Raw genomic sequence first — 26806 nt, forward strand, 5'->3', positions numbered from 1 at the left:
GCCTACCGGCCGTACAGGCCCAGGGCTTGGGCCGCGGCGGTCGCCACGTCGCCCCGCAGGTCCGAGATCGGGGGGCTGCCGCGCACCTGGATCGAGTTGGACAGCAAGACGACATACGTGTCCGAGCCCGGGTCCAGCCACAGCGACGTCCCGGTAAAGCCCGTGTTGCCGAAACTGCCGACGGGAAAGACCAAGCCCCGCGGCCTGGAGAACCCGGTATCGATGTCCCAGCCGAAGCCGAACAGATTTTGCCCGGGGATCGCCGGGTAGTGCGGCCCCACCCTGGGCGCTTTCCGAATGGCTTGTGCGGCAGCATCTTTCGCCGCCTCGAGCTGTTGGGGCGTATGTCCTGGCTGCTGCGGCGTCGTCATCAACTCGAGAGTCGATTGCGCCAGCGGAAATTCGCTCGGGCGGCCCGCCAGTCGATCCAGCAGCGCCTGCGCGTAGACGGCGACATCGCGCGCCGTAGAGAACACGCCGGCGTTGCCGGCCACTCCTCCCATCCGGCGTGCCGTCGGGTCGTGCACGGTTCCGCGCAGCAGGCGGTCGTAATCGGGGTTCTTGCCCGGATCGGCCCTGCTTTCCTCGTCGCGTGCGGTGGGAGCGACGCGCGCCAAAAGGTCGGTGCTCCATGAGTCCGGGGGGCAGGCGACTTGCGGCGCCGGCGCCCAGGCGACGGCGGCGCCTCTGATCGTGTGGGGCCCACAGGCTTTCGCCACCGGCAGGAAGCGGGTTTCGTCCATTCCCAGCGGTGCGAACACGTGTCGCTGGGCGTAGACGTCTTCCGCCTCGCCGGCGACTTTCTCGAGCAGCGCGCCGAGCAGGATGTAGTTGATGTCGGAGTAGCGGAAAACCTGATCGGGGCCCGACTGCAACGGTGTGGACAGGGCACGGCGTATGCCTTCCGCCTTGTCGGGTGCGTCCAGTCCCCACGGGTCGGCGAGGCTGACGTCGATCCCTTCGCCGGAGGTGTTCGTCAACAGCATCCGCACCGTCACCGTCGCGCGCTGAGGATCGTTGTCCGCGTTGAACTCCGGCAGATACTTCTGCACGGGATCGTCGAACGAAACGCGGCCCTGATCGTAAAGCTGCATGACGGCCGTCGCCGTGGCGAGGTTCTTCGTCAGCGACGCCATGTCGAAGATGGTGTCTTCGGTCATCGGCTCCGCCGGTGCCGGCGATCCGTCGAGTCCCGGTTCGCCGGCGAGCCTGCGCGAGCCGTACGCCCGGTGGAACACGATGTTGCCGGCGTGGCCGATCAGCACCACCGCACCGGGCAGCCGCCGCGCGGCGACCGCATCGTTCATCAGCTTGGCGATTGTCGGGAAATCGGCACTGGGCGGCAGAGCCGGCCGCGCCCGCGTTGGTTGCGTGGGCGGCGGTCGCTGCGTGGTGCTGCTGATGACGGGTGGGTTCTTGGTCGCGCAGGCCGCCGAGAAGAAGGTCAGCAGAGCCAGCAGGACGGCCGCGACGGCGACGGGCATAGCGCAAGGGTAGGTCGGCCAGCGGGGCTGAGATAGCGTCGACATTCGATGTCCCTGAGGCCCGTTCTTTCCGTGCTCGCGACCGGTGTCGCGCTGCTGCAGTGCTCGTGCGCGCCGCCACCGCATGCGATCGAATCATCGCCGTCGACGACCGTGTCGTCGCCCGTCAGCGCGGCAGCGGCACCGGCCACCGCGGCCGTGCAGCCCGTCACCGCCGCGGACCTCGGCGAAAGCTGGCGGCCGGGCTGCCCGGTCGAACCGGCGCAATTACGACGGGTGGCCGTCGAGTACCTCGGTTTCGACGGCCGGATGCACCACGGCGAGCTGATCGTGCACGAAGACGTGGCGGCCGAGGTCGTGGCGATCTTCGAGCAGCTAAACCGGCTGGGCGTTCCCGTCGAGAAGATCCGCGCCGTCGACACGTATCCGGCCGCCGATGACGAGCTGTCCATGGCGGACGACAACACGTCGGCGTTCAATTGCCGGCGCCTGCCGGGAAGCGCCGAATGGTCCCCACACGCCTACGGCCGGGCCATCGATGTCAATCCGCTTCGCAACCCGTGCGTCTACGCCCGCGGCGCCTTCGAACCGCACAACGCGGCGGCCTACCTGGATCGCGACCGCACTGATCCCGGGCTCTTCCACCGCGGCGACGCGGCCGTGCGCGCCTTCACCGACCGGGGCTGGCGGTGGGGCGGCGACTGGGCCAATCCCGTCGACTACCAGCACTTCGAACGCTGACCCGCATTGACCGCAGGAAATTTTTTGGCGGTGGCGGAGGGATTTGAACCCTCGGACGGTTTTAGCCGTCACACGCTTTCGAGGCGTGCTCCTTAGGCCGCTCGGACACGCCACCGCCACGCAGCTTACCGAACCGGTGGCCACTCACCCCAATCGCTGGCGCGCGAAGAACGCCTCCAGCGGCGCGGCGCACTCCGCCGCGAGCACCCCGCCGCGCACCTGCGGGCGGTGGTTGAGCCGACGGTCGCGCACCACGTCCCACAGCGATCCGACCGCGCCCGTCTTCGGTTCCCAGGCGCCGAACACCAGCCGCGCGACGCGGGCCAGGACCAGCGCGCCCGCGCACATCGTGCACGGCTCGACGGTCACGGCCAGCGTCGCGCCCTCCAGCCGCCACCCGTCGCCGAGGACGCCGGCCGCCGCCCGCATGGCCACGATTTCGGCGTGCGCGGTCGGATCCCCTAGGGCCTCACGGGCATTGACCGCCCGGGCCAGTTCCGTCCCGTCGGCGCCGATGACCACCGCCCCGATCGGGACGTCGCGGGGGCCCGCCGTCGCGGCGACCGACAGCGCGGTACGAATCAGATCTTCGTCGATCACCGACCGAGGCGGTCGATCACCGCCGACAGCTGATCGGCGAAGCCCATCTCGCGGGCGATGCGGCCCAACTGCTCGTCGGCGTACAGGTCGGACTCGTCGACGATGACGCCCAGCACCGCCTCGGACAGCCCGACGTCCGACAGCAACCCCAGGTCGCCCTCCTCGAAGGGGTCCGCGTCCTCGAGATCCTCCGGATCGATGTCGGCGTCCAAGTTGTCCAGCACCTCGGCGGCGATGTCGTAGTCCAGCGCCGCCGTGGCGTCCGAGAGCAGCAGCCGGGTGCCCGACGGCGCCGGGCGCACGATGACGAAGAACTCGTCGTCGACGTCGAGAAGCCCGAACACCGCACCCGAGCTGCGCAGTTCGCGCAGTTCCGTTTCCGCGGTGCCCAGACTCGTCAGCGCCTTGGGGGACATGGCGTAGCAGCGCCATTTGCCCTCTTCTCGCACGACCGCGACGCCGAAGCCGTCCGGTGTGTCCGCGGACGGGCCTTGCGCTGGCGCCCGCTGTGCTCCCATGGGCGCCTACGCTAGTCGCTGACCTGGCATCTTGACCAGACGAACGCGCCCAGAGCGGGGCACCTGAAGGCGCCGCCGAACCGAGACTGTGCCAACCTTGGACTGTGGCTCGTCCCGTTTCTCAAATGCCCGTTTGCGTGCTCGGGCTGGGCCTCATCGGGGGGTCGATCATGCGGGCCGCCAAGGCGGCCGGGCGTGAGGTGTTCGGCTACAACCGATCGGTCGAGGGCGCCAACGGCGCCACCGCTGACGGCTTCGACGCCAGCATCGACCTCACCCAGACCCTGACCCGGGCCGCCGACACCGGCGCGCTGATCGTGCTGGCCGTGCCGATGCCGGCGCTGGCGGGCATGCTCGCCCACGTCGCCGAGCTGGCCCCCAACTGCCCGCTAACCGACGTCACCAGCGTCAAATGCGCGGTGCTCGACGAGGTCGCCGCCGCCGGGCTGCTGCGGCGCTTCGTCGGCGGCCACCCGATGACGGGCACCGCGGACTCGGGATGGGCCGCGGGCTATGCCGGGCTGTTCACCCGGGCGCCGTGGGTGGTCAGCGTGGACGACCACGTCGACCCCGCGGTGTGGTCGATGGTGATGACGCTGGCGCTGGAGTGCGGCGCGCTGGTGGTGCCGGCCAAATCCGACGAGCACGACGCGGCCGCCGCCGCCATCTCGCACCTGCCGCACCTGCTCGCCGAGGCGCTGGCCGTCACCGCCGCGGAGGTCCCGCTGGCCTTCGCGCTGGCCGCGGGGTCGTTCCGCGACGGCACCCGGGTCGCCGGCACCGCCCCGGATCTGGTGCGCGCGATGTGCGAAGGCAACGCGCGACAGCTGCTGCCCGCGGTCGACCAGGTGGTCGGGCTGCTCGGTCGCGCCCGCGAATCGCTGGCCTCCCACAACTCGCTGGCCGACCTCGTCGACGCGGGCCACGCGGCGCGAACGCGTTACGACAGCTTCCCGCGCTCCGACATCGTCGCCGTCGTCATCGGCGCGCAGAACTGGCGCGACGAGCTGGCCGCCGCGGGCCGCGCGGGCGGGGTGATCAGATCCGCTCTGCCAAGCTTGGATAGTCCACGATGAACCCGTCGTCGTCGACGCTGACCGTGGTGTCGGCGACGGGTGAGCGCAGCTTGATGCCGTCGAGGCGGCCCTCGCTGGTGTAGCTCACGGTGGCCGCGGTGACGGCCATGTCGGGCACGTTCACATAGACCACCGGCAGCGTGACCATGTCCGCCCGCTCGTGCAGCCCGAGGCGCCGGACGGGCAGCGCATTGAAGAACGGGCTGAACACGACGTCGACGTCGAGCGCGCCGTTGTACCCGGCGCGCCGCTCGCCCTGGTGGTCGGTGACCAGCCACATGTTTTCCTCGTCGCGCGCGATGGACAGCACGCGCTCGCGCTCGGCCAGCGTCACCGTCAACCCCAGCCGCTTGGTGGCGCCGGTCTCGTCGGTCTGCACGTCGTAGTAGGCGCCGAAGGCCGGGTGGGTTTCGGTGGCCGCGGCCACGATGCGCCCGTTGGCCCTGATTCGCTTGCCCGACAACTGGATTCGTACCGATTCCATGCGGGAGATGTCTGGTGCGCGCCAGGTCAGCATCGCCTGCCACACGCGGCGGGCGGGATCGGAGGGGGCTGCGTTCACGTATCTACCGTAGGACGTGGCCGTCGGTGGCGGTGGGGTTGTCCGGAAGTGCGGCGGTCATCACGTGGTCGCGGCGCCCGATCAGCCCCCCGATCGGGCCGCGTGCGGGGCCCCGCAACCGTCCGGTGCCCGGCACCGACGCCCACACCGCCAGCGCCAGCAGGCCATCGAGGATCAGCGCCAGGGCCGCCACCATCAGGGCCCCGACCAGTGCCAGCTGGAATTGGCGCTCTTTGATCCCGTCGATCAGGTAGCGGCCCAGCCCGCCGAGGCTTGCGTAGGCGGCCACCGTCGCGGTGGCGACCACCTGCAGCGTCGCGCCGCGCAGGCCGCCGAGCAGCAGCGGGAGCGCGTTGGGCAGCTCCACGCGCAGCAGCACCTGGGTCTCGGTCATGCCCATCGCCCGCGCGGCGTCGACGACCGACGGCTGCACATTGGCGATGCCCGCGTAGGTGCCGGCCAGCAGCGACGGCACCCCCAGCAGCATCAGCGCGACCAGCGGCGGCCCCACCCCCAGCCCGAACAGCAGCACCCCCAGCAGCAGGACGCCCAGCGTCGGCAGGGCCCGCAGCCCGTTGACCGCGCCGACCACCAGCAGCGCACCGCGACCGGTGTGCCCGATCAGCAGCCCGAGGGGAACCGCGATCAGCGCCGAGGCGCCCACCGCGACGACGGTGTACTCGAGGTGTTCGAGGACGCGCGCGGCCAACCCGACCGGTCCGGTCCAGTTGTCCGCGGTCAGCAGGTAGGACAGCGCCTGTTGCACGAAGTTCATCGCGCGCCCCCCACTCCGCCCACAGTCGGGGCCACCACCGAGCGGCGAGCGGTGCTGCGCCCGGCGCGCTCCCAGGGCGTGGCCAGCCCGCCGGCCAGCACGATGATGGCGTCGATCAGCACCGCGAGGACGAACAGCGCGATGATGCCGGCCACGATCTGATCGCTCTTGTCGGTCTGGTAGCCCTCGGTGAACCAGGTGCCCAGGCCGCCGATGCCGATCACCGACCCGACCGAGACCATCGCGATGTTGGTCACCACGACCACGCGCAACCCGGCGATCAGCACCGGGACCGCCAGCGGCAGTTCGACTTTCAGCATCCTTTTGATCGCCGGATAGCCCACCGCGGTGGCGGCGTCACGCACCTGGGTGGGCACCGCGTCCAGCGACTCGAGCACCGCCCGCACCAGCAGGGCGGCGGTGTAGGCGGTCAGCGCGACGATGACGTTGGCCTCGTCGAGGATCCGCGTTCCGATGATCATCGGCAACACCACGAACAGCGCCAGCGACGGGATGGTGAACACCACGCTGGCCGTTGCCGTCGTCAACCGCCGCGCAACCGGCGCCCGCCGCACCAGCACGCCCAGCGGGACCGCGATCGCCAGGCCGATCAGCACCGGCAGCAGCGACAGCCGCAGGTGCACCACGATCAGGGGCCAGGCGTCGTCGAGGTGGGTGAGCAGGTAGTGCACGCGTCAGGTCCGCCGTCGGGCTTCCGCGGCGGCCAGCACGTCTTCGGCCAGCACGCCGCCGACGAACTTGCCCCCCTCGTCGACGGCGACGCCCACCCCCGACGGCGACGACAGCGCGGCGTCGAGCGCGTGACTGAGGTTGCCGTCCGGACGGAACAGCGAGCCCACACCGCTCATGCTGTCGGACAGCGACGCGCCCGCCCGGTACCGGCGCAGGCCGTCGGCGTCGACCCACCCCAGCGGGGCGCCGGCGTCGTCGACCACCACCGCCCAGCCTTCCGGAACCCCGTCGTCGCGCAACTTGTCCCGGGCGATCCGCTCGACCTCGTGGCGCGGCAGGTCCGCGGCGTCCATGAGCTGCAGCCATCGATAGCCGCGGCCCAGCCCGATGAACCTGGCCACGAAATCGTTGGCCGGGCGCGACAGCAGCTGCGCGGGTTCGTCGTACTGCTGCAACACGCCGCCCCGGAACACCGCGACCCGGTCGGCGAGCTTGAGCGCCTCGTCGATGTCGTGCGTGACGAAGACCGTGGTTTTGTGCAATTCGCTTTGCAGACGCAAGATTTCGTTCTGCAGCTCGACGCGCACCACGGGGTCGACGGCGGAGAACGGCTCGTCCATCAACAGGATCGGCGGGTCGGCGGCCAGCGCGCGCGCCACGCCGACGCGTTGCTGTTCTCCGCCGGAGAGCTGGACCGGGTAGCGGGTGGCGATCTTGGCGTCCAGCCCGACGCGTTCGAGCACCTGGTAGGCGGCCTTACGGGCGGCCTTGCGGGACTGCCCTTTTAGCACCGGAACCGTCGCGACGTTGTCGATCACGCGTTGATGCGGCATCAGCCCGGCCTGCTGGATGACATAGCCGATCCCGAGGCGCAGCCGCACCGGGTTGACGCCGGCGACGTCGGCACCGTCGACGGTGATGGTGCCGGAGGTCGGCTCGATCATCCGGTTGATCATCCGCAGCGCCGTCGTCTTGCCGCTGCCCGACGACCCCACGAAGACCGTCAGCTCGCCGGTGGGCACCTCCAGGCTCAGCCGGTCCACCGCGGCGGTGCCGTCGGCGAAGACTTTGCTGACGTTGTCGAAGGCGATCAATGCGGTTGGCCGATCGGGTGATTGAAGCCGTGGTTCCGCACCCAGTCTCGTGCGGCCTCGTCGGGATCGACGCCGGAGTTTCCCGACACCGCGGCGTTGAGTCCGGCCAGGCCCGCCGTTGTCAACTTGGCCGACACCGCGTCCAGCACTACCTTGAGACGGTCGGACTTCTTCTGTGAATTCACCAGTGGCACGATGTTGCCGGCCAGGAAATTGTGCTCCGGGTCTTCGAGGGAAACCAGATGGTTCTGCGGGATGGCCGGCGAGGTGCTGAAGACGTTGGCAGCCGTCACCCTGCCCTCCACCAACGCGCGCACCGTCACCGCGCCGCCGCCGTCGTTGATGACGACGAAGTTGCCCGGGCTGATGTCGAGGCCGTACTTCTGCCGCAGACCGGGCAGCCCCGACGGGCGGCTCTCGAACGCCGACGGGGCGCCGAAGCGTACGTCCGGTGAGTGCGCCGCCAGATCGGCGATTGTTTTCAGCTTCCAGTCGTCGGCGATGTTGCTGGTCACGGTGACGGTATCGGTGTCCGAAGCCGGCGACGGCGTCAGGATCGACAGGTCCCCGGGCAGCTTCTTGTGCAACTCCAACTCGACGGTGTCGAGCATGGTCGCGGTGGCGTCGGGGGCGAAATACAACAGCAGGTTACCGATGTACTCGGGCACCAGATCGATGGAATGGTCTTTGAGCGCAGGGATATACGTCTCCCTGCTGCCCACTCCCATCCGTCGCCCAACCTCAAAGCCGTTGGCCTGCAACGCTTGTGCGTAGATTTCGGCGACGATCTCCGATTCGGGGAAGTCGCCGGAACCGACCACGATGGATTTCGGGCTGCGGATCTCCGCCCCCAGCGGATCGGCATTGCTGCAGGATACGACCAGGCAGAGCGTCGCCAGCCACACAGCCGAGCGGACGGTCGCGCGATGCACGCACGGCGGCATCCTCATACTCGCCGACACTAACGGCACAACCGGGGTTGCGTCGCCGTCGGCGCGGCAGGTTGCGGGCGCCGTTTTGGGCGGAATTGTTTCAATCTGCGCAGGATCGGACAAAGATGACACTATGAGCGGCCAATCACCTGCCTCGCCCAACCCGCATTCCCCGGCTTCCCGTGCGACGGCCAAGGACCCGGCCGTCGGGTTCACCCGCGCCGGCGCCCTGTGGACATCCCTGATCGCCGGCTTCCTGATCCTGATCCTGTTGCTGATCTTCATCGCTCAGAACACGGATTCGGCGCGCTTTGCGTTCTTCGGCTGGCATTGGACCCTGCCGCTGGGCGTGGCGATCCTGCTCGCGGCGGTGGTCGGCGGCCTGATCACCGTGGCGGCGGGCACCGCGCGGATTCTGCAGCTGCGCCGGGCGGCGAAGAAGAGTCACGCGGCGGCTACCCGCTGAAGGCTTTCCTATATCGAGTGTGAATCGTTGGCTTCCGGTGTGCATCCTGGGCGGAAAAATCGCCGGATCGCCGCCACTGGCTCACACTCAAAGCCCTGGATTCACACTCAAAGCGTCAGCCCGGCAGCTTGGCGAGCTCCGCCAGTCCGCGAGAGATCAACGGCGCCACGACCTCGGGCTGATGCTCCGATATGTCGCCCTTGCCCTGCGCCAACTCCGACATCCGCCGGCGGAAGTCGATGCCGGCGGCGATGATGGCGAGCTTGAAATACGCCAGCGCCATGTAGAACTCCCAGTGCGCCAGCGGCAGCCCGGCCACCAGGGAGTAGCGGTCGGCCAGCTCGTCGGCCGTCGGCAGCAGCGGCGACGTCCAGGCGGCCTGCGCGTTGACGATCAGGTCCAGCGCGGGGTCGCGGTAGACGCACATCAGGGCCGCGTCGGACAGCGGGTCGCCCAGCGTCGACAGCTCCCAGTCCACGACGGCGCGCACCCGCGTCGGGTCGTCGGCGTCCAGGATGGTGTTGTCGATGCGGTAGTCACCGTGCACGATCGAGGTCCGGCTCTGCTCCGGAATCGACTGGCGCAGGCCCGAATGCAGCCGTTCGACGTCGGCGTCGCGGTGATCGTCGGCCAGCCGCACCAACTCCCACTGGGAGCCCCAACGCCGCACCTGGCGCTCCAGATAACCGCTGGGCTTGCCAAAGTCGGCCAGCCCCACGGCCTTCGGGTCGACGCTGTGCAGATCGACCAGCACCCGGATCAGGGAGTCGACGCAACCGTCGATGACGGTGTGGCTGAACGACTCGAGCTGGGCACGCCGGCGTACCACCTGTCCGGCAACGAATTCGACGACCTGAAACGGCGCGCCCAGCACGGCGTCGTCCTCGCACAACGCGATCGCGCGCGCCACCGGGACCGGCGTGTCGCGCAGGGCGGCGACCACCTTGTATTCGCGGGCCATGTCGTGCGCCGACGGCGTCAGCCCGTGCAGCGGCGGGCGGCGCACCAGCCAGCTGGAGGCGTCGTCGTACACCCGGAACGTCAGGTTCGAGCGGCCACCGGAGATGAACTCGCCCCGCAGCTCACCGTCGCGTTCAATGCCGAGCGAACGCAGATACCGGTCCAGCGAGGCCAGGTCGAGCCCGTCGAGGCGGTCAACTGATGTCACCCGAACTTATTTACCACCGTCGTCGCCGGCAATGATCACCACCGCTGATTTCGCGGCAACAAATCCCACACGTGCTCGACCCCGTTGACCCCGGCCACCGTCGCCTCGCCCGACCGCGAGAACAGCAGCCGGGTCACCGACGCGTAGTCGACGGGAAAGGACAACAACCGCTTGGTGCCCAGGATCTCGTGCAGCAGGACGTTGATCACGCCGCCGTGGCTGAAGACCGCGACGGTGTCCTCGGGATCGGCGGCGGTGGCGACGTCGTCGACGGCCGCGCGCACGCGCGCGCGAAACGCGTCCTCGTCGACCGCGCTGGGCAGATGCCCCTGGGCCAGGCGCGCCCACTCCTCGGGCCTTTCCGCCTTGATCTGCTCGACGGGGATGTACACCGGCAGGTCTCGGTCGTATTCGGCGAACCGCTCGTCGACCTCGACAGCCAGCCCCCGCGCGGCGGCGACCGGTTCGGCGGTCTGGATGGCGCGCCGCTGCGGGCTGCTGACCACCCGCGCGATCGGAAACCTGGCCAGCGCCCCGGGCAGCCGTTCGATCTGCGCCCGGCCCTCCTCCGACAGGTCGGGGTCGGAGCCCTGACCGGGTTCGCTGCGCCGCGGTAGCGCATGGCGGACCAGGAGCACTTGCATGTTTGTTCCCGTCGTCAGAGGGTGAGCTTGGCCAGTTTCTCATCGCGTCCCACAGGAGCAGAGATGACCCAGCCGAGCAGGGATTGGGACGCCGCGTATCGGGAAGCGACGCCGCCGCCGTGGAGCATCGGCCGGCCGCAGCCCGAGCTGGCGGCGCTGATCGAGCAGGGCACGATCCGCAGCGAGGTCCTGGACGCCGGCTGCGGCCACGCCGCCCTGTCGCTGACCCTCGCCGCGCGCGGACACACGGTCGTCGGCCTGGACGCCAGCGTCACCGCGGTCGCGGCCGCCGCGGCGGCGGCCGCCGAACAAGGTTTGACCACAGCGACTTTCGCGCAGGCCGACGTCACGAACTTTCGCGGTTACGATGGCCGCTTCGCCACGATCCTGGACAGCGGGCTATTCCACGCGCTGCCGCCCGAGAGACGACAGGACTACCTGCGGTCGATCCTGCGGGCCGCCGCGCCGGGGGCCGCGCTCTACATCCTGGCATTCGCCGCCGGCGCCATGGGCCCTCATGGCGATCGGCCCGGCCCGCAAGGCTTCACCGAAACCGAGTTGCGCGACGCCGTCGGAGAGCTGTGGCGGGTCGACGAGATCCGGGCGGCGAAGGTGTACGGCAGCGCCCGCGGCGGGGCGCCGCCGAATACCGAACTCGACGAGGAGGGCCACTTCGTGGCGCCGGGCTTTTTGCTCAGCGCGCACAAACCGTGACACTCCCCAAACCCACGGAGAATGCTATTCTCTGCACGGAGAGCGGGGTGTGCAGTCTATGACGAGTGTCAGCGAAACCCAGCTGGACGCCGGCGTCCTGGCTCGTTGGCTCGATGCCAACGGCGCGCCGGGCGGCGGCGAACAACCGGTCCTCGAGCAGCTCAAGGGCGGGTCGCAGAACACGCTCTACCTGATCCAGCGCGGCTGCGAGCGCATGGTGCTGCGGATGCCAGGGGCGCGCGCCGACGCCGCCCGCATCGACGGCCTGCTGCGGGAGATCCGGCTGGTCCGGGCGCTGTCGGGGACCGACGTGCCGCACGCGGCGCTGATCGCCGCCGACGACAGCGGCGACGCGCTGGGCATGCCGTTCTACGTGATGCAGGCGATCGACGGGTGGAGCCCGATGGACGGAGGCTGGCAGGCGCCGTTCGACACCGACCTGACGAGCCGTCGCGGGCTGGCGTTCCAACTCGTCGAGGGCGCGGCCAAGCTCGGCCGGGTGGATTGGCGCGCCCAGCGGCTCGAGGGCTTCGGCCGCCCGGACGGATTCCACGAACGCCAGGTCGATCGCTGGCTGAAGTTCCTCGACGCCTACAGGGTGCGCGAGCTGCCCGGGCTGGACGAGGCGGCCGACTGGCTGCGCAACCACCGGCCCGCTCGCTACCGGCCGGGCATCATGCATGGCGACTATCAGTTCGCCAATGTGATGTTCGCGCACGGGGAACCGGCGCGCCTGGCCGCAATCGTGGACTGGGAGATGACGACGGTCGGCGATCCGCTGCTGGACCTCGCGTGGGCGCTGCTGGGCTACGACGGCGAGGAGCCCCGCACCGACGGGTTTTATCTGGACATGCGAGGCATGCCGACGCGCAGCGAATTGCTCGAGCATTACGAGAAAATCAGCGGGCTGTCCACCGAGAACATCGACTACTACCTGGTCCTGGCCAACTTCAAGCTGGGCATCGTGCTGGAGAAGACGTATGCGGCCGGGGTGCGCACGGGGAACGTCGATCCCAAGATCAAGGACGCTTTCGGCGCGATGATCCCACAGCTCATCGCCACGGCGGCCGAGCTGGCCCGCAGGCTGGGAAACTGAGATGGGTTACGCCGACGGGCTTTTCGACCTCACCGATCACGTGGTGCTGATCACCGGCGGCAGTCGCGGACTGGGGCGCGAGATGGCGTTCGGCGTCGCGCGGTGCGGGGCCGACGTGGTGGTCGCCAGCCGCAACATGGACAACTGTGTGGCCACGGCCAAGGAAATCGAGGCCGAGACCGGCCGCTCGGCCATGCCCTATCAGGTGCACGTGGGGCGCTGGGATCAGCTCGACGGGCTGGTCGAGGCGACCTACGCCCGGTTCGGCAGGGTCGACACGCTGATCAACAACGCCGGCATGTCGCCCCTGTACGACAAGCTGACCGACGTCACCGAGAAGCTGTTCGACGCGGTGCTCAACCTGAACCTCAAGGGTCCCTTCCGATTATCGGCCTTGGTGGGCGAGCGGATGGTCGCCGCCGGGCGGGGGTCCATCATCAATGTGAGCACCGCGGGCTCGCTGCGGCCGACCCCCGACATCATTCCCTACGCCGCGGCCAAGGCCGGGCTCAACGCCATGACCGAGGCGCTGGCCAAGGGGCTCGGGCCGGCCGTGCGGGTCAACACGCTCATGGCGGGGCCCTTTCTGACCGACGTCAGCAAGGCGTGGAATCTCGACCAGGCGGCAGAGAAACCCTTCAGGCATCTCGCGTTGGAGCGCGCGGGCGCCCCGCGCGAGATCGTCGGCGCCGCACTGTTTCTCGCCTCCGACGCCTCGAGCTTCACCACCGGCTCGATCGTGCGCGCCGACGGCGGCATCCCCTGATTATGAGCGAGTAGGAGCATTCGAATGTCTTGGGACTTTTCCACCGAACCGGAGTTCGAAGAGAAGCTGGCGTGGGTCCGCGAGTTCGTGCGCGAGGAGGTGGAGCCCCTCGAGGTGCTCTTCGGCGGCTGCGAGTTCCTGCCGCTCGACGACGAGCGCCGCCGGATCGTCGACCCGCTCAAGCAGCGGGTTCGCGACAATGGCTTGTGGGCACCGCATTTGGGACCGGAACTGGGCGGGCAGGGCTTCGGTGCGGTCAAGCTGACACTGATCAACGAGATCCTGGGCCGCAGCCCCTGGGCGCCGATCGTGTTCGGGACGCAGGCGCCCGACACCGGCAACGCGGAGATCATCGCCCGGTTCGGGACCCGGGATCAGAAGGACCGCTACCTGGCCGGGCTGCTGTCCGGAGAGATCTTTTCGTGCTTCTCGATGACGGAGCCGCAGGGAGGTGCCGATCCGCGCGTCTTCACCACCCGCGCGGTTCGCGAGGGTGACGACTGGGTCATCACCGGCCGAAAGTACTTCTCCTCCAACGCCTCGGTCGCATCGTTCTTCATCGTCGTGGCCATCACGGATCCCGACGTGCCCGTCCACCAGGGCGCCTCTACGTTCCTGATCCCGGCCGGGACCCCCGGGCTGATCCTGGAGGCCAACCACCACCTCGTCGGCGCGGACGCGCACGAACCCGGGCACTCGCTGGTGCGCTACGACGGGATGCGAGTGCCCTCCGACGCCCTGCTCGGCGAGCCCGGCCAGGGCTTCCTGATTCTGCAGACCCGGCTGGCCGGTGGGCGATTGCATCACGCGATGCGCTCGATCGGGATGGCGCAGCGCGCCGTCGAAATGATGTCGCGGCGCGCGAAAAGCCGTTTTACACAGGGCAGCTCGCTGGCGGACAAGCAGCTGGTGCAGGAGTTCGTCGCCGACTCCTACACTGAGCTGATACCGTTCCGCCTGACCGTCCTGCACGCCGCGTGGCTGATCGACGGCGGCGACGAGCGTGCCGCCCGCACCGAGATCGCCGCTTGCAAGATCCTGGCGTCCCAGGTGCTCAAATCAATTGCGCTGCGGGCGATTCAGGTCCACGGCGCACTCGGGCTGACGGATCAGCTTCCCTTGGTCAACGTGCTGCTGGGCGGCATCGCGCTGGGCCTGGCCGACGGGCCGACCGAGGCGCACAAGGTCAACCTGGCGCGGATGCTGCTCAAGGGCTACGAGGCCGAGGACGGGGACTGGCCCAGCGAGATGCTCGACGTCCGGCGCGAGGCGGCCCGCGCCAAATACGGTGAGCTCGTTGACTTCTAGCCGGGTCGCCGCGGCCGTCGAGCGGGCGCTCGACGACCGGCAGCGGGAAGCGACCGAAGAGGTCGAACGGATCCTGGCCGCAGCGGTGCGGGTGATGGAACGCGTGGCGCCCGAGGCGCCCCGGGTCAGCGACATCGTCGCGGAGGCCGGCTCGTCGAACAAGGCGTTCTACCGGTATTTCGCCGGCAAGGACGACCTCATCCTGGCGGTCATGGAGCGCGGCGTCGGCATCGTCGTGTCCTACCTGCAGCACCAGATGGCCAAGGAATCCCGGGCGCAGGACAAGGTCGCACGATGGATCGAGGGCACGCTGGCGCAGGTCGCCGACCCGCACCTGATCAGCATGAGCCGCGCTGCGGCCGGGCAGATGTCGGCGGCCACCGATTGGCGTGCGGCCGACCAGGAGATGATGCGACCGCTGCGGGATCTGCTGATCGCGCCCGTCGCGGAGCTGGGCAGTGCCGACGTCGACCGCGACGTCGAGGCCGTGTTCTGCTGCACGGCCGCGGCCATGCGGCGCTACGTGGGATCCGCCGACCGGCCGGGGCCCGACGACATCGCGCACCTGGTGGGTTTCTGCCTGCGCGGGTTGGGGATCGGGTGATGCGCGCCGTCGTCTGCCGCGCCTACGGAACCCCCGACGACCTCGTCGTCGAGGACGTCCCCGATCCCGTGCCCGGCCCCGGCCAGCTGGTGGTCCGGGTGCGCGCCGCGGCCGTCAACTTCCCCGATGTGCTGCTGATCGCCGGCAAGTACCAGGTCAAGATTCCGGTGCCGTTCACCCCGGGCAGCGAGCTGGCCGGCGAGGTGATGGCCGTCGGCGACGGCGTTGACCTCACCCCCGGCCGGCGGGTGGTCGCGACCACTCCGACCGGGGCGTTCGCCGAGCAGGCGCTGCTCGACGCGGGAGCGGTGGCGCCCATCCCCGACGGCGCGGACTTCGCGTCGGCCGCGGCCTTCGGCGTCACGTACCGCACCGCGTATCACGCGCTTCGGTCGATTGCCGAAGTGGCGCAGGGCGATTGGGTGGTCGTGCTCGGTGCCGCCGGCGGCGTGGGGTTGGCCGCAGTCGATCTGGCGGTGACCATGAGGGCCCGGGTGCTGGCCGCGGCGTCCAGCCCCGAGAAGCTCGAGCTGTGCCGGCAGCGCGGCGCCGACGCCACCGTCGACTACGACCGCGAGGACCTCAAGACGCGCATCCGCGAGCTCACCGGCGACGCCGCCAGCGTCGTCCTCGACCCGGTGGGCGGGCCGTATGCGGAGCCTGCGCTGCGCGGCCTCGCGCGCGGCGGCACCTTCGTCACCCTCGGCTACGCCTCGGGCACCATCCCGGCCATCCCGCTCAACCTGGTGCTGCTCAAGGGAATCACCGTGCGGGGCATGGAGATCCGTACGTTCATGGCCGACCGGCCCGACGACGCCGCGCGGGATATGGGGGAGTTGGCGCAGATGTTTGCCTCGGGCGCGATCCGGCCCTACATCGGCGCGCGGTTCCCGCTGGCCGAGACGGCGGACGCGCTGCGGCACGTGGCCGAGCGCAAGGTGCTGGGCAAGGTCGTCGTCGACGTCGCCTGACTTTTGCGAGCGCTAGGGCGTGACGATGTTGAAGTTCGGGTCGGGCTCGTCGAGCGCACCGAGGAAGGCCTGCAGCGCAGCTTGGTCGCCCGAGATTTCCAGCCCGGGCGAGGAGAAGTCGCCCATAGCGGCCACGAGGAGCCGAATCTTGCTATCCGCCTTGACCGTAACGCTGGCCGCCGCGGGGTCGGCCACCACCTCGCGGTAGACGAGCACACCGTTGCGCAGGCTGAGCCGGTAGTTCGTCGCCGCGTCGGCGAAGGTGATGTCGATCGCGATGTCGAGGTCCCAGCTGCGTGGGCCATTGACGCGGATGGCAAGGCTGTCGAAGATCTGCTCCGGCGTCAGCTGGGAAACTATCGTCGGTGAGCCCACTTGTCCCGCGGTGCCGAAGTTGCCGTCGCGCAGTTCGGCGGCCCCGCTCATGAAGAAGTTGCGCCAGGTGGCGTTCTCGGCGCCGTAGGCGAGCTGTTCGAGCGTGTCGGCGTACAGTTCGCGCGCGGCGGCATGCTGACTGTCGGTGAATACGACATGATCTAGCAGCGTTGCGGCCCAACGGAAGTCGCCGGACTCGAACGCCGACCGGGCAAGCTCGACAACCCGGTCGACGCCGCCCATCGCGTCGACGTAGCGCGGCGCGAGGGCCTCTGGCGGGTGGGGCCACAGCCGGCCGGGATTACCATCGAACCATCCCATGTAGCGCTGGTAGACCGCCTTGACGTTGTGGCTGACCGAGCCGTAATAGCCGTGGGCGTGCCAGGCCCGCTCCAGCGCCGGCGGCATCTGGAACATCTCGGCGATCTCGACACCCGTGTACCCGAGGTTGAGCAGCCGCAGCGTCTGGTCGTGCAGGTACGCGTACAGATCGCGTTGCAGCGACAGGAATTCGACGATGTGCTCCCGCCCCCACGTGGGCCAATGGTGGGACGCGAATACGACGTCGGCGCGGTCGGCGAATGTGTCGATGGCCTCGGTGAGGTAACCCGACCAAGCATGCGGGTCACGCACCAGCGCACCGCGCAGGGTCAGCAGATTGTGCAGGTTGTGAGTGGCGTTCTCGGCCATGCACAAGGCGCGGAATCGCGGGAAATAGAAGTGCATCTCGGCCGGCGCCTCGGTGCCGGGGGCCATCTGGAATTCGATCTCGACGCCGTCGATGGTGTGCGTCTCACCGGTCTCGTGGATGTCGATCGTCGGCACGATGAGGGCCACCTCGCCGGTCGACGTGGCCTGGCCGAGACCGCAACCCACGTGGCCTTGCGGCCCGCGCTCCAGCTGGGAGCCGTACATGTAGGTCGCGCGTCGCAGCATCGCCGGGCCGGCATAGACGTTCTCCTGGACCGCGTGCGCGGTAAACCCTTGCGGGGCAAGCACCGCCACCGCGCCGCAGTCGACGTCGGCTTGCGAGGTGACGCCCAGCACGCCGCCGAAGTGGTCGGCGTGGCTGTGGGTGTAGATCACCGCGACGACCGGGCGGTCCCCGCCGCGGTGGGTGCGATACAGGGCCAGCGCCGCCGCGGCCACCTCGGTGGATATCAACGGATCGATGACGATGACGCCTGCGTCGCCCTCGACGAAGGTGACGTTGGAGATGTCGAAGCCACGCACCTGATAGATGCCCGGCACCACTTCGTAGAGGCCCTGCTTGGCCGTCAGGGTCGATTGCCGCCAAAGGCTGGGGTGCACGGACGTGGGCGCGTCGCCGTCGAGGAAGGCATAAGCGTCGTTGTCCCACACCACGCGACCGTCGGCGGCCTTGATCACGCACGGCGACAGGGTCGCGATGAACCCGCGATCGGTGTCGTCGAAGTCGCGCGTGTCGTCGAACGGCAGGGCGTGCCGGCCATGGGCGAATTCGATGACGGCGGTTGGGGATTTGTGTTCCACAAGGACTACATTGCCACCAAATGGCGCGGTCTGGAGCGAACGGAAATAATATTTCCAATTCGCTCTTGGGCAAACACCGCGCAGCGGCATCCGGTGTTCGGAAAGATTTTTCACCTAACCTCTTTTGCACGGCTAGGCAAACCCGCATACTGCCTTGACGGCTCTCAATGCCGAGGACCGCAACGATCGGGTTAGGAGAACAGGTGAAGCGTGGACTGACTGTCGCAGTGGCGGGAGCAGCAATTCTGGCCGCCGGTATTTCCGGGTGTTCGAGCAACAAGTCGACTACGAGCGGTTCCGGGACCTCCTCGGCCGGCACTTCGGTTGCCACCGGCGGGGCCGGCGGTGCAAGCCCGAAGGTGAGCATCGACGGGAAGGACCAGAACGTGACCGGCTCGGTCGTCTGCACGACGGTGAACGGCGACACCACGATCGCGATCGGCGGCGCGGCGACGGGCATTTCCGCCGTGCTCACCGGCGACAACACGGTGAAGTCCGTCGGGCTTGGCAACGTCAACGGCGTGACGCTCGCCTACGCGCAGGGCTCCGGCCAGGGCAACGCCAACGCGACCAAGGACGGCAACAAGTACACGATCAAGGGAACCGCCACCGGCGTCGACATGGCCAACCCGATGCAGCCGGTGAACAAGCCGTTCGAAATCGACGTGACTTGCTCCTAGCCCGCTGAGGAGGCGGGCAATCCAGCCTTAGACCGAAACGTTTGACGCGGGCGGTTGCCACCCGTTGAGTGGCAACCGCACCGTGAACTCGGTGTGACCGGGTGCGCTGTCCACCGTGATCGTGCCATGGTGCGCCCGCACCACCGCGGACACGATCGCCAGTCCCAATCCGGTGCTGCCGCCCTTGCGGGAGCGTGAGGTGTCGCCGCGGGCGAAGCGTTCGAACACCTCGGATTGCAGCGCCGCGGGAATGCCGGGGCCGTTATCGATGACCTGTAACACGCTGTGTGCGGGCTCGGTGATCAGTCGCGTCGTCACGACGGTGCCGGCGGCGGTGTGAATGCGTGCATTGGCAAGCAAATTCGTCAAAACCTGGTGCAATCGTGCCGCGTCGCCGGTGATCACCACGGGCTCCTCCGGCAGGTCGAGCTCCCACTGATGATCGGGCCCGGCGACGTGGGCGTCGCTGACGGCGTCGACGGCCAACCGCGTCAGGTCCACGGGTTCGCGTTCCAGCGGCCGGCCCGAGTCCAGGCGGGCCAGCAACAGCAGGTCCTCGACGAGCCGCGTGATCCGCTCCGTCTCGGAAGCCACCCGGCTCATGGCGTGCGCCACCGCCTCACGATCGTCGCCCATGCGCTGGGTGAGTTCGGTGTAGCCGCGGATCGCGGCGAGCGGCGTGCGCAATTCGTGACTGGCGTCGGCGACGAATTGGCGCACCCGGGTCTCACTGGCCTGCCGCGCCGACAGCGCGGCCGCGATATGGTCGAGCATCCGGTTGAGCGCCGACCCCAGCTGACCCACTTCGGTGGACGGGTTCGCGTCGGATTCGGCGACCCGCACCGGCAATTCGACTTCGCCCCGGTCCAAGGGCAGTTCGACGACTTCGCTGGCGGTTTGAGCGACGCGGCGCAGCGGCGCCAGTGCGCGCCTGATGATGACGACGCCGGCACTGGTCGCGGCGACCAGCGCGATGACCGTGACGACGCCGAGGATGACCAGCATCCGCATCATCGTGGCGTCCACGCCTGCCATCGACAGGCCGGTGACGATGACGTCACCGCCGCTGCGGCTCGGTGCCGCGACGACGCGGTAGCGGCCGAGTTCGTCGAGGTCGAGCGTCACCGGCTTGCGGCTGTCGGCGATGCGTTCCAGTTGGGTCTGCGCGGTCGGGGACAGCGCGGCGCGCGACCCGGCGCTGGTCAGGTACCCGGCGTCGACGGCCTTGCCCTTGCTGACCACCGCGGCCACCATGCCCGCGGGCTGGCCCGGTGCGTCGAGAAATCGCGGGCCGGGGCCCGGCCGCGGATAGGAAAAGTGCGACTCGTGGTGCCAGCCCGGACGTTTCGGTTCGGGGTACATCAGCGCCGAACGGTAGGACGTGCCGCCGAGTTGCCCGTCGAGCTGGGCCACCAGGTGGTGCAGCAGAGCCAACTCGGTCGCCGCGGTGATGCCGATGCAGACGACGGCGAGGACGACGATCTGCCCGGCCAGCAGCCGCAGCCGAAGTGACCAGACCCGCCGCGTCCTAGCGGGCGGGCTTGAGGACATACCCGGCGCCGCGCAGCGTATGGATCATGGGTTCCCGGCCGTTGTCGATCTTCTTGCGCAGGTAGGAAATGTAGAGCTCGACGATGTTGGAGCGGCCGCCGAAATCGTAGCTCCACACCCGATCCAGGATCTGGGCCTTGCTCAGTACCCGCTTGGAGTTGCGCATCATGAACCGCAGCAGCTCGAACTCGGTGGAGGTCAACGAGATTGGGTCCCCCGCGCGCGTCACCTCGTGGCTGTCCTCGTCCAGCACGAGGTCCCCGACCACCAGCTGGGCACCGCTGTCCAGCGTCGTCACGCCGGTGCGGCGGAGCAGGGCCCGCAACCGCAGCACCACCTCTTCGATGCTGAACGGTTTGGTCACGTAGTCGTCGCCGCCCGCGGTCAGCCCGGCGATGCGGTCTTCCACCGCATCCTTGGCCGTCAGCAACAGCACCGGCAGCTGCGGGTTCTCCTCGCGGAGTTTATGCAGCACGTCGAGCCCGCTCATGTCGGGCAGCATCACGTCGAGCACGACCACATCGGGGCGCTGGGCCCTGGCCGCGGCGATGGCCGACGAGCCGTCGCCGGCGGTGGAGATGTTCCAGCCCTCGTACCTCAGGGCCATGGACACCATTTCGGCCAAAACCGCTTCATCATCGACGACGAGCACGTTGATGGGATTGCCGTCGGCGCGGCACATGACGACCCGTTCTACCGACGCTCGGGGCTGTGTCACAGGGTCCAGTATCCGCGCCCGACTGGGCCGTCGCTATGGCAATCCTTTGCGTGTCCTGTGAAAAGGTCGCGTGACTGCCGAGCAGCCACGCGACCCCGTACCAGACGGCTTACTAGTACCAATACCTTCTGCCGGCGACCGGACGGCCGACGGAGCCGAGGATCCACAGGATGGCGCCGATGACGAGCAGTATGACGCCGATCGTGGTCAGAATCGGTATGTGGAATATGAATCCCAGAACCAACAGGACAATACCTAAGATGATCATTTCAACTTCCTTTGCCGACGGTTATACGGTGATCGATCTCATTGAGCTGGGTTGAGGCAAATGGCAGTCCCTCACCTTCGGGTTGACACCCGCATAATTCAATGGCCCGGCGATTACCGTGACAGCGACGGTTCCTGCTGAGGCACAACTGGATTGGTCATTCTTGAAGTAGCCCCGCTGCCACGCAGCGATGACTCCTATGACGAGCCACACCAAGACAATCGCGCTGATCACTCCGCGACCACGCATGCGACCTCCAAATGTTCGAGACGGTTTCTCGTGGGCCTAGCTTTACCCATTTGACGCATGCCTAAACCACGCCCGAAGGCTAGGAATGGTCGGCGAGCCAAGCCGCGGCGCGCCGCTTCGACGCCCGCGACAGCCAGGCGTCCTCGATCAGCTCGGCCAGCTCGGCCGCGGTGATCTCCGGTAGTCGGCCGGCGCGCACCAGCACCGAGGGATGCCCGTCGAAGTGGCCGGTGGTGAAGAACGGTGACGCCGGGTCCTGCACGAGCGCCAGCTTGTCGCTTTCCGACTGCACCCAGAGCATGATCACGTCGGCGTAGCGTTCGCCGGTGTCCGGATCGATCGCGTCGGGCCGGGGAGTGCGAAAGAACACGAAGGATTTTCCGCCCACCTGATAGATCGCGTTGCCTTTCGGTCCCTCCAAGCGCTGGACATGCGGCATCGACGCCGCAATCCGGTGCACGTCGCTCACCCGGGCAGGCCGATCAGCCATGCCCGTGAGATTACCGCTCGCAGCCCGGCAGGTAGCATGGCGAGCGGTGTTGCGGTAAAGGGGGTTTGAGATTTGTGACTGACACCCTGTTCGCCGACGTATCCGAATACCAAGTACCCGTGAATGATTCGTACCCATACCGGGTGCTTTCGATCCGGGTGTGCGACGGGACCTATCGCGACCACAACTTCGCGGCCAACTACGCGTGGATGCGTCGCGCGCTGGACGCCGGACGCATGGCGTTCGGAATCGTCTACACCTACGTGCGCCCGAATTGGCTCGACAACGCCAACACCGTGCGCTCGATGATCGATGCCGGGGGCGGCCTGCACCCGCGCGTCGCGCTGATGCTCGACGTGGAATCGGGCGGCAACCCGCCCGGGGACGGCTCGAGCTGGATCAACGCGCTGTATTGGAACCTGGCCGACTACGCCGGCTCCCCCGCGCGAATCATCGGTTACGCCAATGCCTATGACTTCTTCAACATGTGGCGGACGCGGCCTTCGGGCCTGCGGGTCATCGGGGCGGGTTACGGGTCCAACCCGAAACTGCCGGGCCAGGTCGCGCACCAGTACACCGACGGCACGGGTTTCAGCCCCAACCTGCCGCAGGGATGTCCGCCGTTCGGCCACTGCGACATGAACTCCGCCGACGGGCTGACCCCACAAGAGTTTGCCGCGGCCTGCGGCATCACTGCGAACGGAGGATGGTTGATGGCACTCACCGATGACGAGCAGGCCGAGCTGTTGAGCAAGGTCCGCGACATCTGGGACCAGCTACGCGGTCCCGACGGCGAGGGCTGGCCGCAACTCGGTCAGAACAGCCAGGGTCAAAACCTCACCCCGGTGGACGCGATCGCGGCGCTCAAGGATGACGTCGAAAGTCGACAGACAGCCGCCGGAATGCCTTCCAACCCAAGCTAATTCACACCGAGCGCCGCGCGGACACGTAAAGCGTGGGCGGCATCACCGTCTGGGCGCCGCCCGGGATGTCGCGGCCGTACCTGCCCATCAGCTCGGCGAACGTCGCGGTCGACACCTCCCACCCGTGCTCACGCAGCCAGCCGTCGACCGGCCTGCGTTCCTCGGGGTACCAGAGGTCGTCGAAGTCGGTGATCTCGGTGTCGACCAGCTTGGCGGCCGCGGCCCGCAGGCGCTGCATGTCCTCGCGCTGGCGGCGAACGACATCGGGATCGGTAAAACCCTCGCCGGGTACGTTGGACGCCACCCAACTACCCTCCGCGCTGAGCGAATGTATGCGCTCGAACAACAGGTCCTGCGCCTGCGCCGGCAGGTATCGAACGAGCCCCTCGGCCGACCATGCCGCCGGTTGCGACGGGTCAAACCCCGTATCCCGCAGCGCCTTTGGCCAGTCCTGACGCAAGTCGATGGGCACGTTCACCAGCCGCGCCTTCGGTTGCGCGCCGTGCTCGCGCAGCGTGTTGGATTTGAACTCCAGCACCTTGGGCTGGTCCAGCTCGTACACGACCGTGCCGTCGGGCCAGGGCAGCCGCCAGGTGCGGGCGTCGAGCCCGGCCGCCAGGATCACCACCTGCCGAACGCCCGTGTCGGCGGCGCCCAGGAAGAATTCGTCGAAAAACGCTGTGCGAGTGGCCATGAAGTCGGTCATCAGCTGTATCCGTGCCCGCACCTCCGGCTCGAGCTCGGTCGCCTTGGCCAGCAGCCGGGGATCGGCGTAGATGCTCCACATGCCCTCGCCCGCCGCGTCGACGAACACGCGCGCGAACGGGTCGTTGATGAGCGGATTTTCGCTCTCGGTCTCGGCGGCGCGCGCCGCCGCAACGCCCAGCGCGGTGGCTCCCACACTCTGGGTGATGTCCCAGGAATCGTTGTCGGTGCGCGGCATCGCCATGTCCCTTCTCGGCCCAAGCCCGTTCACTACGCCCGCTATTGTTCCAGCCTCCGGCGCCCCCGGCAGCCCGTCGCCCGTGACCTAGGCTGCTGACATGACGCGTACGCCGCAGGAAGTATTCGCCCATCACGGGACGGCGCTGGCCGCGGGGGACCTCGACGCGATCGTCGCCGACTACGGCGACGACTCGGTGCTGATCACGCCGGCCGGGGCCGCGCGCGGTCGGGACGGCGTCCGGGGCGTCTTCACCAAGTTGCTCGGCGACCTGCCCGACGCGGCGTGGGACCTGAAGAACCAGATCTTCGAGGGAGACCTGCTGTTCCTCGAGTGGGCCGCGGATTCGGCGGTCAACCGGGTGGACGACGGCGTCGACACCTTCGTATTCCGCGACGGCATGATCCGGGCCCAGACCGTCCGCTACACGCCACGGCCGAAGGGCTGAACGTGAATCACGTCAACCTCGACGCCGTGGCGCGCTGGATGTCCGAACACGGGCTCGGCGAGGGACCGCTGCAGGACGTCGCCGCTGTCACCGGCGGAACCCAGAACGTCATGCTTCGTTTCACCCGGGCCGGGCGGCCCTACGTGCTCCGGCGCGGGCCGCGGCATCTGCGCCCGCGCAGCAACAGCGTCATCCTGCGGGAAACCAAAGTCCTTGCGGCGCTGGCCGGCTCCGACGTCCCGCACCCGCACCTGATCGCCACCTGCGACGACCCCGGCGTGCTCGGTGACGCCGTCTTCTACCTGATGGAACCGGTCGACGGGTTCAACGCCGGCGAGGGGCTGCCACCATTGCACGCGGGAGATCCGAAGGTGCGCTTCGGGATGGGGCTGTCGATGGCCGACGCGCTGGCCAAGCTCGGCGCCGTCGACCACGTCGCCGTCGGCCTGGCCGATTTCGGCAAACCGGACGGCTTCCTGGAGCGCCAGGTGCCGCGCTGGCTCGGCGAGCTGGACTCCTACCGGCAGTACGCGAACTACCCGGGGCCCGACATTCCGGGGGTCGAACGAGTCGCGTCCTGGCTCGAGAGCTACCGCCCGGAGGCCTGGACACCCGGCATCATGCACGGCGACTACCACGCCGCCAACGTCATGTTCTCCCGCACCGGACCCGAAGTGGTGGCCATCGTCGACTGGGAGATGTGCACGATCGGTGACCCACTGCTGGACCTGGGCTGGCTGCTGGCCACCTGGCGCCAGCCCGACGGGACCAGCGTGTTCAGCCACGCCCTGGGCGGCCAGGACGGGCTGGCCAGCACCGACGACCTGTTCCAGCGGTACGCCGCCAACACCACCCGCGACCTGTCGCACATCATCTGGTACACCGTGCTCGCCTGCTTCAAGCTCGGCATCGTGATCGAGGGAACGCTGGCCCGGGCCTGCGCGGGCCAGGCCGAAAAAGAGGTGGGCGACCAGCTGCATGCGGCCACGGTGCACCTGTTCGAGCGGGCGCTGACGCTTATCGACAACCAAGCCTGACCGACTACCATCTCCCCTCGTGCCGCCCTACCCCGAAAACCCCGATTACTATTCCGAGCCGACCCAGGCCGCCGGATACGGCGGCTACGGCGAGTACGGCGAGTACGGCTCCGCGCCGGAGCCGCCCGAACCCCCGACGCCCTGGTACCGGCGCCCGTTGGCGTTGGTCGCCGCCGGCGCAATCGGGGTGATCGTGCTGGGCCTTGCGGCGTACGCGGTGATCAAGCTGGTCGCCGGGCCGCCGGCGCCCGCTCCCACCACGACGACGACTCCCGTCCCCACCACCTCGTCCTCCGTGGCGACGACCACGAGCGCGCCGCCGCCCCGGCACCATGGGGGTGGTGGCGGCGCAAACGTGCCCACCGAGACCGTGACCGAGACCGCCCCGCCGCCGAACACGGACACCCCGACGACGACCGTCCCGCCGAGCACGGACACCCCGACGACGACCGTCGCGCCGAGCACCGAAACCAGCACGGTCACCCAGACCGTGACCGTTCCGCCGCGCTGGGGGCCCTTTCAACCACGCCCATAGTCGGGACAGGCCGGGGGCTGGGCGGTTAGCCTCCATGCGTGGATGTCGGCGACGCGGTCAGACGATCACTGGACCAGTGGGAACGGCGCGAGTGGGACTCGGCCATGGCTCATGCCGGCAACGCCGTGGACGGGACGGCGAAGAAGCGCTACCCCCAGCTGGGGGTGGCGACGCGGTTCAAACGCACCATCCGCGACGGCCTGGACATCTTCGGAGTGATGGCGGCCCCGGCTATCGACTTCAACGAGAGCCGCTTTCCGGTCGCGGTGAAGTCGGATCTGCCCGACGGCCGTCCCGATGTCGCCGACGTCCTCTACGGCGTGCACCGCTGGAGCCACGGCCACGACGACGAGCTGCCGGAGGGCTTCGAGCTGACTCCCCCCGGCCCGCGCCCCCTGGGCGTGCAGATCTGGAGCACCGGCAAGATCCAGCTGCCCGCCTCGGCCGTGATCGGTTTGTTGGCGGTCGCCGTGTTCTCGCCGGAGAACAAGGGCGAGACCATCCCGGACGGCTACCAGCTCAGCTGGTACCAGCACGTCTTTCACATCTGCCTGTGGTGGGGCTGGCAGGAGCACTTCCGCGAGATCGTCAGCACCGCACAGATCGAGCGGACGACGCTGGACTTCTCCGAGTCGTGGGAGACCTGGACGCCGGCTTGACGTTGGGAGCGCTCTTCGGGTGTGAGCTCACGGACGGGTAACGCTGCGGGGTGCGCCGTTTCGGCGGCGAGAGACTAGATTTAGACACCATGACTAATCCCGCCGCGCGGATCAACCCGTCACGCGTTCCGCCGTACCGGTGGGTCGCCGTCGGCGTGTTCGTCGTCCTGGCGGTGATCATGGTTTTGGTCTATGCGCAGTTTCGC

The 26806-nt window shown here is 68.6% G+C and carries 32 protein-coding genes and 1 tRNA gene; 14 read left to right on the forward strand and 19 right to left on the reverse strand.

Features of this window, described 5'->3' with window-relative positions; genetic code table 11:
* Positions 1-2: 2 nt before the first annotated feature.
* Positions 3-1484 (reverse strand): serine hydrolase domain-containing protein, encoded by a 1482-nt coding sequence (locus AC5Y43_RS24000; RefSeq protein WP_499976822.1) that lies wholly within the window; start codon positions 1482-1484, stop codon positions 3-5.
* A 48-nt stretch (positions 1485-1532) separates the two neighbouring features.
* Here AC5Y43_RS24000 and AC5Y43_RS24005 point away from each other — a divergent pair, with 48 nt between their 5' ends.
* Entirely contained in the window at positions 1533-2225 is a 693-nt protein-coding gene (locus AC5Y43_RS24005) for a M15 family metallopeptidase (RefSeq protein WP_499976824.1), read from the forward strand.
* Positions 2226-2250: 25 nt separating this feature from the next.
* Here the strand turns inward: AC5Y43_RS24005 and AC5Y43_RS24010 are convergent.
* The 3 genes from AC5Y43_RS24010 to AC5Y43_RS24020 form a co-directional block, all read right to left on the reverse strand.
* Positions 2251-2340 (reverse strand) — tRNA-Ser (locus AC5Y43_RS24010).
* A gap of 29 nt (positions 2341-2369) precedes the next feature.
* Complete coding sequence (locus AC5Y43_RS24015; protein ID WP_499976826.1) at positions 2370-2825, reverse strand: nucleoside deaminase; 456 nt, start codon at positions 2823-2825, stop codon at positions 2370-2372.
* A complete protein-coding gene (locus tag AC5Y43_RS24020) occupies positions 2822-3343 on the reverse strand; it encodes a tRNA adenosine deaminase-associated protein (RefSeq protein ID WP_499976828.1) in 522 nt (173 codons plus the stop codon). The genes AC5Y43_RS24015 and AC5Y43_RS24020 overlap by 4 nt, the downstream gene beginning before the upstream one ends.
* Before the next feature lie 125 nt (positions 3344-3468).
* Here AC5Y43_RS24020 and AC5Y43_RS24025 point away from each other — a divergent pair, with 125 nt between their 5' ends.
* Entirely contained in the window at positions 3469-4419 is a 951-nt protein-coding gene (locus AC5Y43_RS24025) for a prephenate dehydrogenase (protein ID WP_499976830.1), read from the forward strand.
* On the opposite strand, the gene AC5Y43_RS24030 is transcribed toward AC5Y43_RS24025, so the two are convergent.
* From AC5Y43_RS24030 to AC5Y43_RS24050, 5 genes are read right to left on the reverse strand one after another with little or no spacing between them, the layout of a single operon-like run.
* A complete protein-coding gene (locus tag AC5Y43_RS24030; RefSeq protein WP_499976833.1) occupies positions 4382-4981 on the reverse strand; it encodes a putative glycolipid-binding domain-containing protein in 600 nt (199 codons plus the stop codon). The two genes, AC5Y43_RS24025 and AC5Y43_RS24030, sit on opposite strands and share 38 nt — an antisense overlap.
* A 4-nt stretch (positions 4982-4985) precedes the next feature.
* Positions 4986-5756: an ABC transporter permease gene (locus AC5Y43_RS24035; RefSeq protein ID WP_499976836.1), complete on the reverse strand. Its 771-nt coding sequence runs from the start codon at positions 5754-5756 to the stop codon at positions 4986-4988.
* Positions 5753-6448 (reverse strand): ABC transporter permease, encoded by a 696-nt coding sequence (locus tag AC5Y43_RS24040; protein ID WP_499976838.1) that lies wholly within the window; start codon positions 6446-6448, stop codon positions 5753-5755. The genes AC5Y43_RS24035 and AC5Y43_RS24040 overlap by 4 nt, the downstream gene beginning before the upstream one ends.
* Before the next feature lie 3 nt (positions 6449-6451).
* Positions 6452-7543 (reverse strand): ABC transporter ATP-binding protein, encoded by a 1092-nt coding sequence (locus AC5Y43_RS24045; RefSeq protein ID WP_499976840.1) that lies wholly within the window; start codon positions 7541-7543, stop codon positions 6452-6454.
* The gene (locus tag AC5Y43_RS24050) at positions 7540-8493 is read right to left on the reverse strand and encodes an ABC transporter substrate-binding protein (protein ID WP_499976843.1); all 954 of its coding nucleotides are present in this window, start codon (positions 8491-8493) and stop codon (positions 7540-7542) included. Before AC5Y43_RS24050 ends, AC5Y43_RS24045 begins: the two co-directional genes overlap by 4 nt.
* 115 nt (positions 8494-8608) lie before the next feature.
* On the opposite strand from AC5Y43_RS24050, the gene AC5Y43_RS24055 reads away from it, so the two are divergent.
* On the forward strand, positions 8609-8941 hold the full coding sequence (locus AC5Y43_RS24055; RefSeq protein WP_499976845.1) for a LapA family protein: 333 nt from the start codon (positions 8609-8611) through the stop codon (positions 8939-8941).
* Between the two features lie 115 nt (positions 8942-9056).
* Here the strand turns inward: AC5Y43_RS24055 and AC5Y43_RS24060 are convergent, their stop codons facing one another.
* Positions 9057-10109 (reverse strand): phosphotransferase family protein, encoded by a 1053-nt coding sequence (locus tag AC5Y43_RS24060; RefSeq protein ID WP_499976848.1) that lies wholly within the window; start codon positions 10107-10109, stop codon positions 9057-9059.
* Between the two features lie 35 nt (positions 10110-10144).
* Positions 10145-10753, reverse strand: coding sequence for a histidine phosphatase family protein (locus tag AC5Y43_RS24065; protein WP_499976852.1), 609 nt, complete (start codon positions 10751-10753; stop codon positions 10145-10147).
* Positions 10754-10816: 63 nt separating this feature from the next.
* On the opposite strand from AC5Y43_RS24065, the gene AC5Y43_RS24070 reads away from it, so the two are divergent.
* The 6 genes from AC5Y43_RS24070 to AC5Y43_RS24095 are packed head-to-tail and all read left to right on the forward strand — an operon-like array spanning position 10817 to position 16212.
* Entirely contained in the window at positions 10817-11467 is a 651-nt protein-coding gene (locus AC5Y43_RS24070) for a class I SAM-dependent methyltransferase (RefSeq protein ID WP_499976854.1), read from the forward strand.
* Positions 11468-11525: 58 nt separating this feature from the next.
* Positions 11526-12563, forward strand: a complete 1038-nt coding sequence (locus tag AC5Y43_RS24075) for a phosphotransferase family protein (protein WP_499976856.1) — start codon at positions 11526-11528, stop codon at positions 12561-12563.
* Between the two features lies 1 nt (position 12564).
* Entirely contained in the window at positions 12565-13329 is a 765-nt protein-coding gene (locus AC5Y43_RS24080; RefSeq protein ID WP_499976858.1) for an SDR family NAD(P)-dependent oxidoreductase, read from the forward strand.
* Between the two features lie 24 nt (positions 13330-13353).
* On the forward strand, positions 13354-14637 hold the full coding sequence (locus AC5Y43_RS24085) for an acyl-CoA dehydrogenase family protein (RefSeq protein ID WP_499976860.1): 1284 nt from the start codon (positions 13354-13356) through the stop codon (positions 14635-14637).
* Complete coding sequence (locus AC5Y43_RS24090; RefSeq protein ID WP_499976863.1) at positions 14618-15241, forward strand: TetR/AcrR family transcriptional regulator; 624 nt, start codon at positions 14618-14620, stop codon at positions 15239-15241. The genes AC5Y43_RS24085 and AC5Y43_RS24090 overlap by 20 nt, the downstream gene beginning before the upstream one ends.
* Positions 15241-16212: an NADPH:quinone oxidoreductase family protein gene (locus AC5Y43_RS24095; protein WP_499976865.1), complete on the forward strand. Its 972-nt coding sequence runs from the start codon at positions 15241-15243 to the stop codon at positions 16210-16212. The genes AC5Y43_RS24090 and AC5Y43_RS24095 overlap by 1 nt, the downstream gene beginning before the upstream one ends.
* 12 nt (positions 16213-16224) lie before the next feature.
* Here AC5Y43_RS24095 and AC5Y43_RS24100 read toward each other — a convergent pair whose 3' ends face one another.
* Positions 16225-18099: an alkyl/aryl-sulfatase gene (locus AC5Y43_RS24100; RefSeq protein ID WP_499976868.1), complete on the reverse strand. Its 1875-nt coding sequence runs from the start codon at positions 18097-18099 to the stop codon at positions 16225-16227.
* A gap of 203 nt (positions 18100-18302) precedes the next feature.
* On the opposite strand from AC5Y43_RS24100, the gene AC5Y43_RS24105 reads away from it, so the two are divergent.
* A complete protein-coding gene (locus AC5Y43_RS24105; RefSeq protein ID WP_499976870.1) occupies positions 18303-18779 on the forward strand; it encodes a lipoprotein LpqH in 477 nt (158 codons plus the stop codon).
* Between the two features lie 27 nt (positions 18780-18806).
* Here AC5Y43_RS24105 and AC5Y43_RS24110 read toward each other — a convergent pair whose 3' ends face one another.
* The 5 genes from AC5Y43_RS24110 to AC5Y43_RS24130 form a co-directional block, all read right to left on the reverse strand.
* Positions 18807-20330 carry a sensor histidine kinase gene (locus tag AC5Y43_RS24110; protein ID WP_499976872.1) on the reverse strand — a complete coding sequence of 508 codons (1524 nt, stop codon included), beginning with the start codon at positions 20328-20330 and terminating at the stop codon, positions 18807-18809.
* Complete coding sequence (tcrX, locus tag AC5Y43_RS24115; RefSeq protein WP_499976906.1) at positions 20308-21012, reverse strand: two-component system response regulator TcrX; 705 nt, start codon at positions 21010-21012, stop codon at positions 20308-20310. Before tcrX ends, AC5Y43_RS24110 begins: the two co-directional genes overlap by 23 nt.
* A gap of 148 nt (positions 21013-21160) precedes the next feature.
* Positions 21161-21316 (reverse strand): DUF6131 family protein, encoded by a 156-nt coding sequence (locus AC5Y43_RS24120; RefSeq protein WP_499976874.1) that lies wholly within the window; start codon positions 21314-21316, stop codon positions 21161-21163.
* 21 nt (positions 21317-21337) lie between these two features.
* Positions 21338-21565, reverse strand: a complete 228-nt coding sequence (locus tag AC5Y43_RS24125; protein WP_499976877.1) for a hypothetical protein — start codon at positions 21563-21565, stop codon at positions 21338-21340.
* Between the two features lie 79 nt (positions 21566-21644).
* Entirely contained in the window at positions 21645-22055 is a 411-nt protein-coding gene (locus AC5Y43_RS24130; protein ID WP_499976881.1) for an MmcQ/YjbR family DNA-binding protein, read from the reverse strand.
* Positions 22056-22129: 74 nt separating this feature from the next.
* Here AC5Y43_RS24130 and AC5Y43_RS24135 point away from each other — a divergent pair, with 74 nt between their 5' ends.
* Complete coding sequence (locus tag AC5Y43_RS24135) at positions 22130-22978, forward strand: glycoside hydrolase family 25 domain-containing protein (RefSeq protein WP_499976884.1); 849 nt, start codon at positions 22130-22132, stop codon at positions 22976-22978.
* Position 22979: 1 nt separating this feature from the next.
* On the opposite strand, the gene AC5Y43_RS24140 is transcribed toward AC5Y43_RS24135, so the two are convergent.
* Complete coding sequence (locus tag AC5Y43_RS24140) at positions 22980-23921, reverse strand: class I SAM-dependent methyltransferase (protein WP_499976886.1); 942 nt, start codon at positions 23919-23921, stop codon at positions 22980-22982.
* A 100-nt stretch (positions 23922-24021) separates the two neighbouring features.
* Between AC5Y43_RS24140 and AC5Y43_RS24145 the strand changes: the two genes are divergently transcribed.
* Positions 24022-24369, forward strand: a complete 348-nt coding sequence (locus AC5Y43_RS24145) for a nuclear transport factor 2 family protein (RefSeq protein ID WP_499976889.1) — start codon at positions 24022-24024, stop codon at positions 24367-24369.
* 38 nt (positions 24370-24407) lie between these two features.
* Positions 24408-25406, forward strand: a complete 999-nt coding sequence (locus AC5Y43_RS24150; RefSeq protein WP_499976908.1) for a phosphotransferase family protein — start codon at positions 24408-24410, stop codon at positions 25404-25406.
* An 84-nt stretch (positions 25407-25490) separates the two neighbouring features.
* Here AC5Y43_RS24150 and AC5Y43_RS24155 read toward each other — a convergent pair whose 3' ends face one another.
* The gene (locus AC5Y43_RS24155) at positions 25491-25889 is read right to left on the reverse strand and encodes a hypothetical protein (protein WP_499976893.1); all 399 of its coding nucleotides are present in this window, start codon (positions 25887-25889) and stop codon (positions 25491-25493) included.
* A 90-nt stretch (positions 25890-25979) separates the two neighbouring features.
* Between AC5Y43_RS24155 and AC5Y43_RS24160 the strand changes: the two genes are divergently transcribed.
* Positions 25980-26600, forward strand: coding sequence for an Rv1289 family protein (locus AC5Y43_RS24160; protein ID WP_499976897.1), 621 nt, complete (start codon positions 25980-25982; stop codon positions 26598-26600).
* Positions 26601-26806: the final 206 nt, after the last annotated feature.

It is taken from the genome of Mycobacterium sp. NGS57, assembly GCF_059812405.1.

Bases quoted from the DNA above. Each gene is read 5' to 3' on its own strand.
- AC5Y43_RS24000 (WP_499976822.1), bottom strand. From the start codon at position 1,484: ATGCCCGTCGCCGTCGCGGCCGTCCTGCTGGCTCTGCTGACCTTCTTC.
- AC5Y43_RS24005 (WP_499976824.1), top strand. From the start codon at position 1,533: ATGTCCCTGAGGCCCGTTCTTTCCGTGCTCGCGACCGGTGTCGCGCTG.
- AC5Y43_RS24020 (WP_499976828.1), bottom strand. From the start codon at position 3,343: ATGGGAGCACAGCGGGCGCCAGCGCAAGGCCCGTCCGCGGACACACCG.
- AC5Y43_RS24025 (WP_499976830.1), top strand. From the start codon at position 3,469: ATGCCCGTTTGCGTGCTCGGGCTGGGCCTCATCGGGGGGTCGATCATG.
- AC5Y43_RS24035 (WP_499976836.1), bottom strand. From the start codon at position 5,756: ATGAACTTCGTGCAACAGGCGCTGTCCTACCTGCTGACCGCGGACAAC.
- AC5Y43_RS24050 (WP_499976843.1), bottom strand. From the start codon at position 8,493: ATGAGGATGCCGCCGTGCGTGCATCGCGCGACCGTCCGCTCGGCTGTG.
- AC5Y43_RS24055 (WP_499976845.1), top strand. From the start codon at position 8,609: ATGAGCGGCCAATCACCTGCCTCGCCCAACCCGCATTCCCCGGCTTCC.
- AC5Y43_RS24065 (WP_499976852.1), bottom strand. From the start codon at position 10,753: ATGCAAGTGCTCCTGGTCCGCCATGCGCTACCGCGGCGCAGCGAACCC.
- AC5Y43_RS24070 (WP_499976854.1), top strand. From the start codon at position 10,817: ATGACCCAGCCGAGCAGGGATTGGGACGCCGCGTATCGGGAAGCGACG.
- AC5Y43_RS24075 (WP_499976856.1), top strand. From the start codon at position 11,526: ATGACGAGTGTCAGCGAAACCCAGCTGGACGCCGGCGTCCTGGCTCGT.
- AC5Y43_RS24080 (WP_499976858.1), top strand. From the start codon at position 12,565: ATGGGTTACGCCGACGGGCTTTTCGACCTCACCGATCACGTGGTGCTG.
- AC5Y43_RS24085 (WP_499976860.1), top strand. From the start codon at position 13,354: ATGTCTTGGGACTTTTCCACCGAACCGGAGTTCGAAGAGAAGCTGGCG.
- AC5Y43_RS24095 (WP_499976865.1), top strand. From the start codon at position 15,241: ATGCGCGCCGTCGTCTGCCGCGCCTACGGAACCCCCGACGACCTCGTC.
- AC5Y43_RS24110 (WP_499976872.1), bottom strand. From the start codon at position 20,330: ATGTCCTCAAGCCCGCCCGCTAGGACGCGGCGGGTCTGGTCACTTCGG.
- tcrX (WP_499976906.1), bottom strand. From the start codon at position 21,012: ATGTGCCGCGCCGACGGCAATCCCATCAACGTGCTCGTCGTCGATGAT.
- AC5Y43_RS24120 (WP_499976874.1), bottom strand. From the start codon at position 21,316: ATGATCATCTTAGGTATTGTCCTGTTGGTTCTGGGATTCATATTCCAC.
- AC5Y43_RS24125 (WP_499976877.1), bottom strand. From the start codon at position 21,565: ATGCGTGGTCGCGGAGTGATCAGCGCGATTGTCTTGGTGTGGCTCGTC.
- AC5Y43_RS24130 (WP_499976881.1), bottom strand. From the start codon at position 22,055: ATGGCTGATCGGCCTGCCCGGGTGAGCGACGTGCACCGGATTGCGGCG.
- AC5Y43_RS24140 (WP_499976886.1), bottom strand. From the start codon at position 23,921: ATGCCGCGCACCGACAACGATTCCTGGGACATCACCCAGAGTGTGGGA.
- AC5Y43_RS24145 (WP_499976889.1), top strand. From the start codon at position 24,022: ATGACGCGTACGCCGCAGGAAGTATTCGCCCATCACGGGACGGCGCTG.
- AC5Y43_RS24150 (WP_499976908.1), top strand. From the start codon at position 24,408: ATGTCCGAACACGGGCTCGGCGAGGGACCGCTGCAGGACGTCGCCGCT.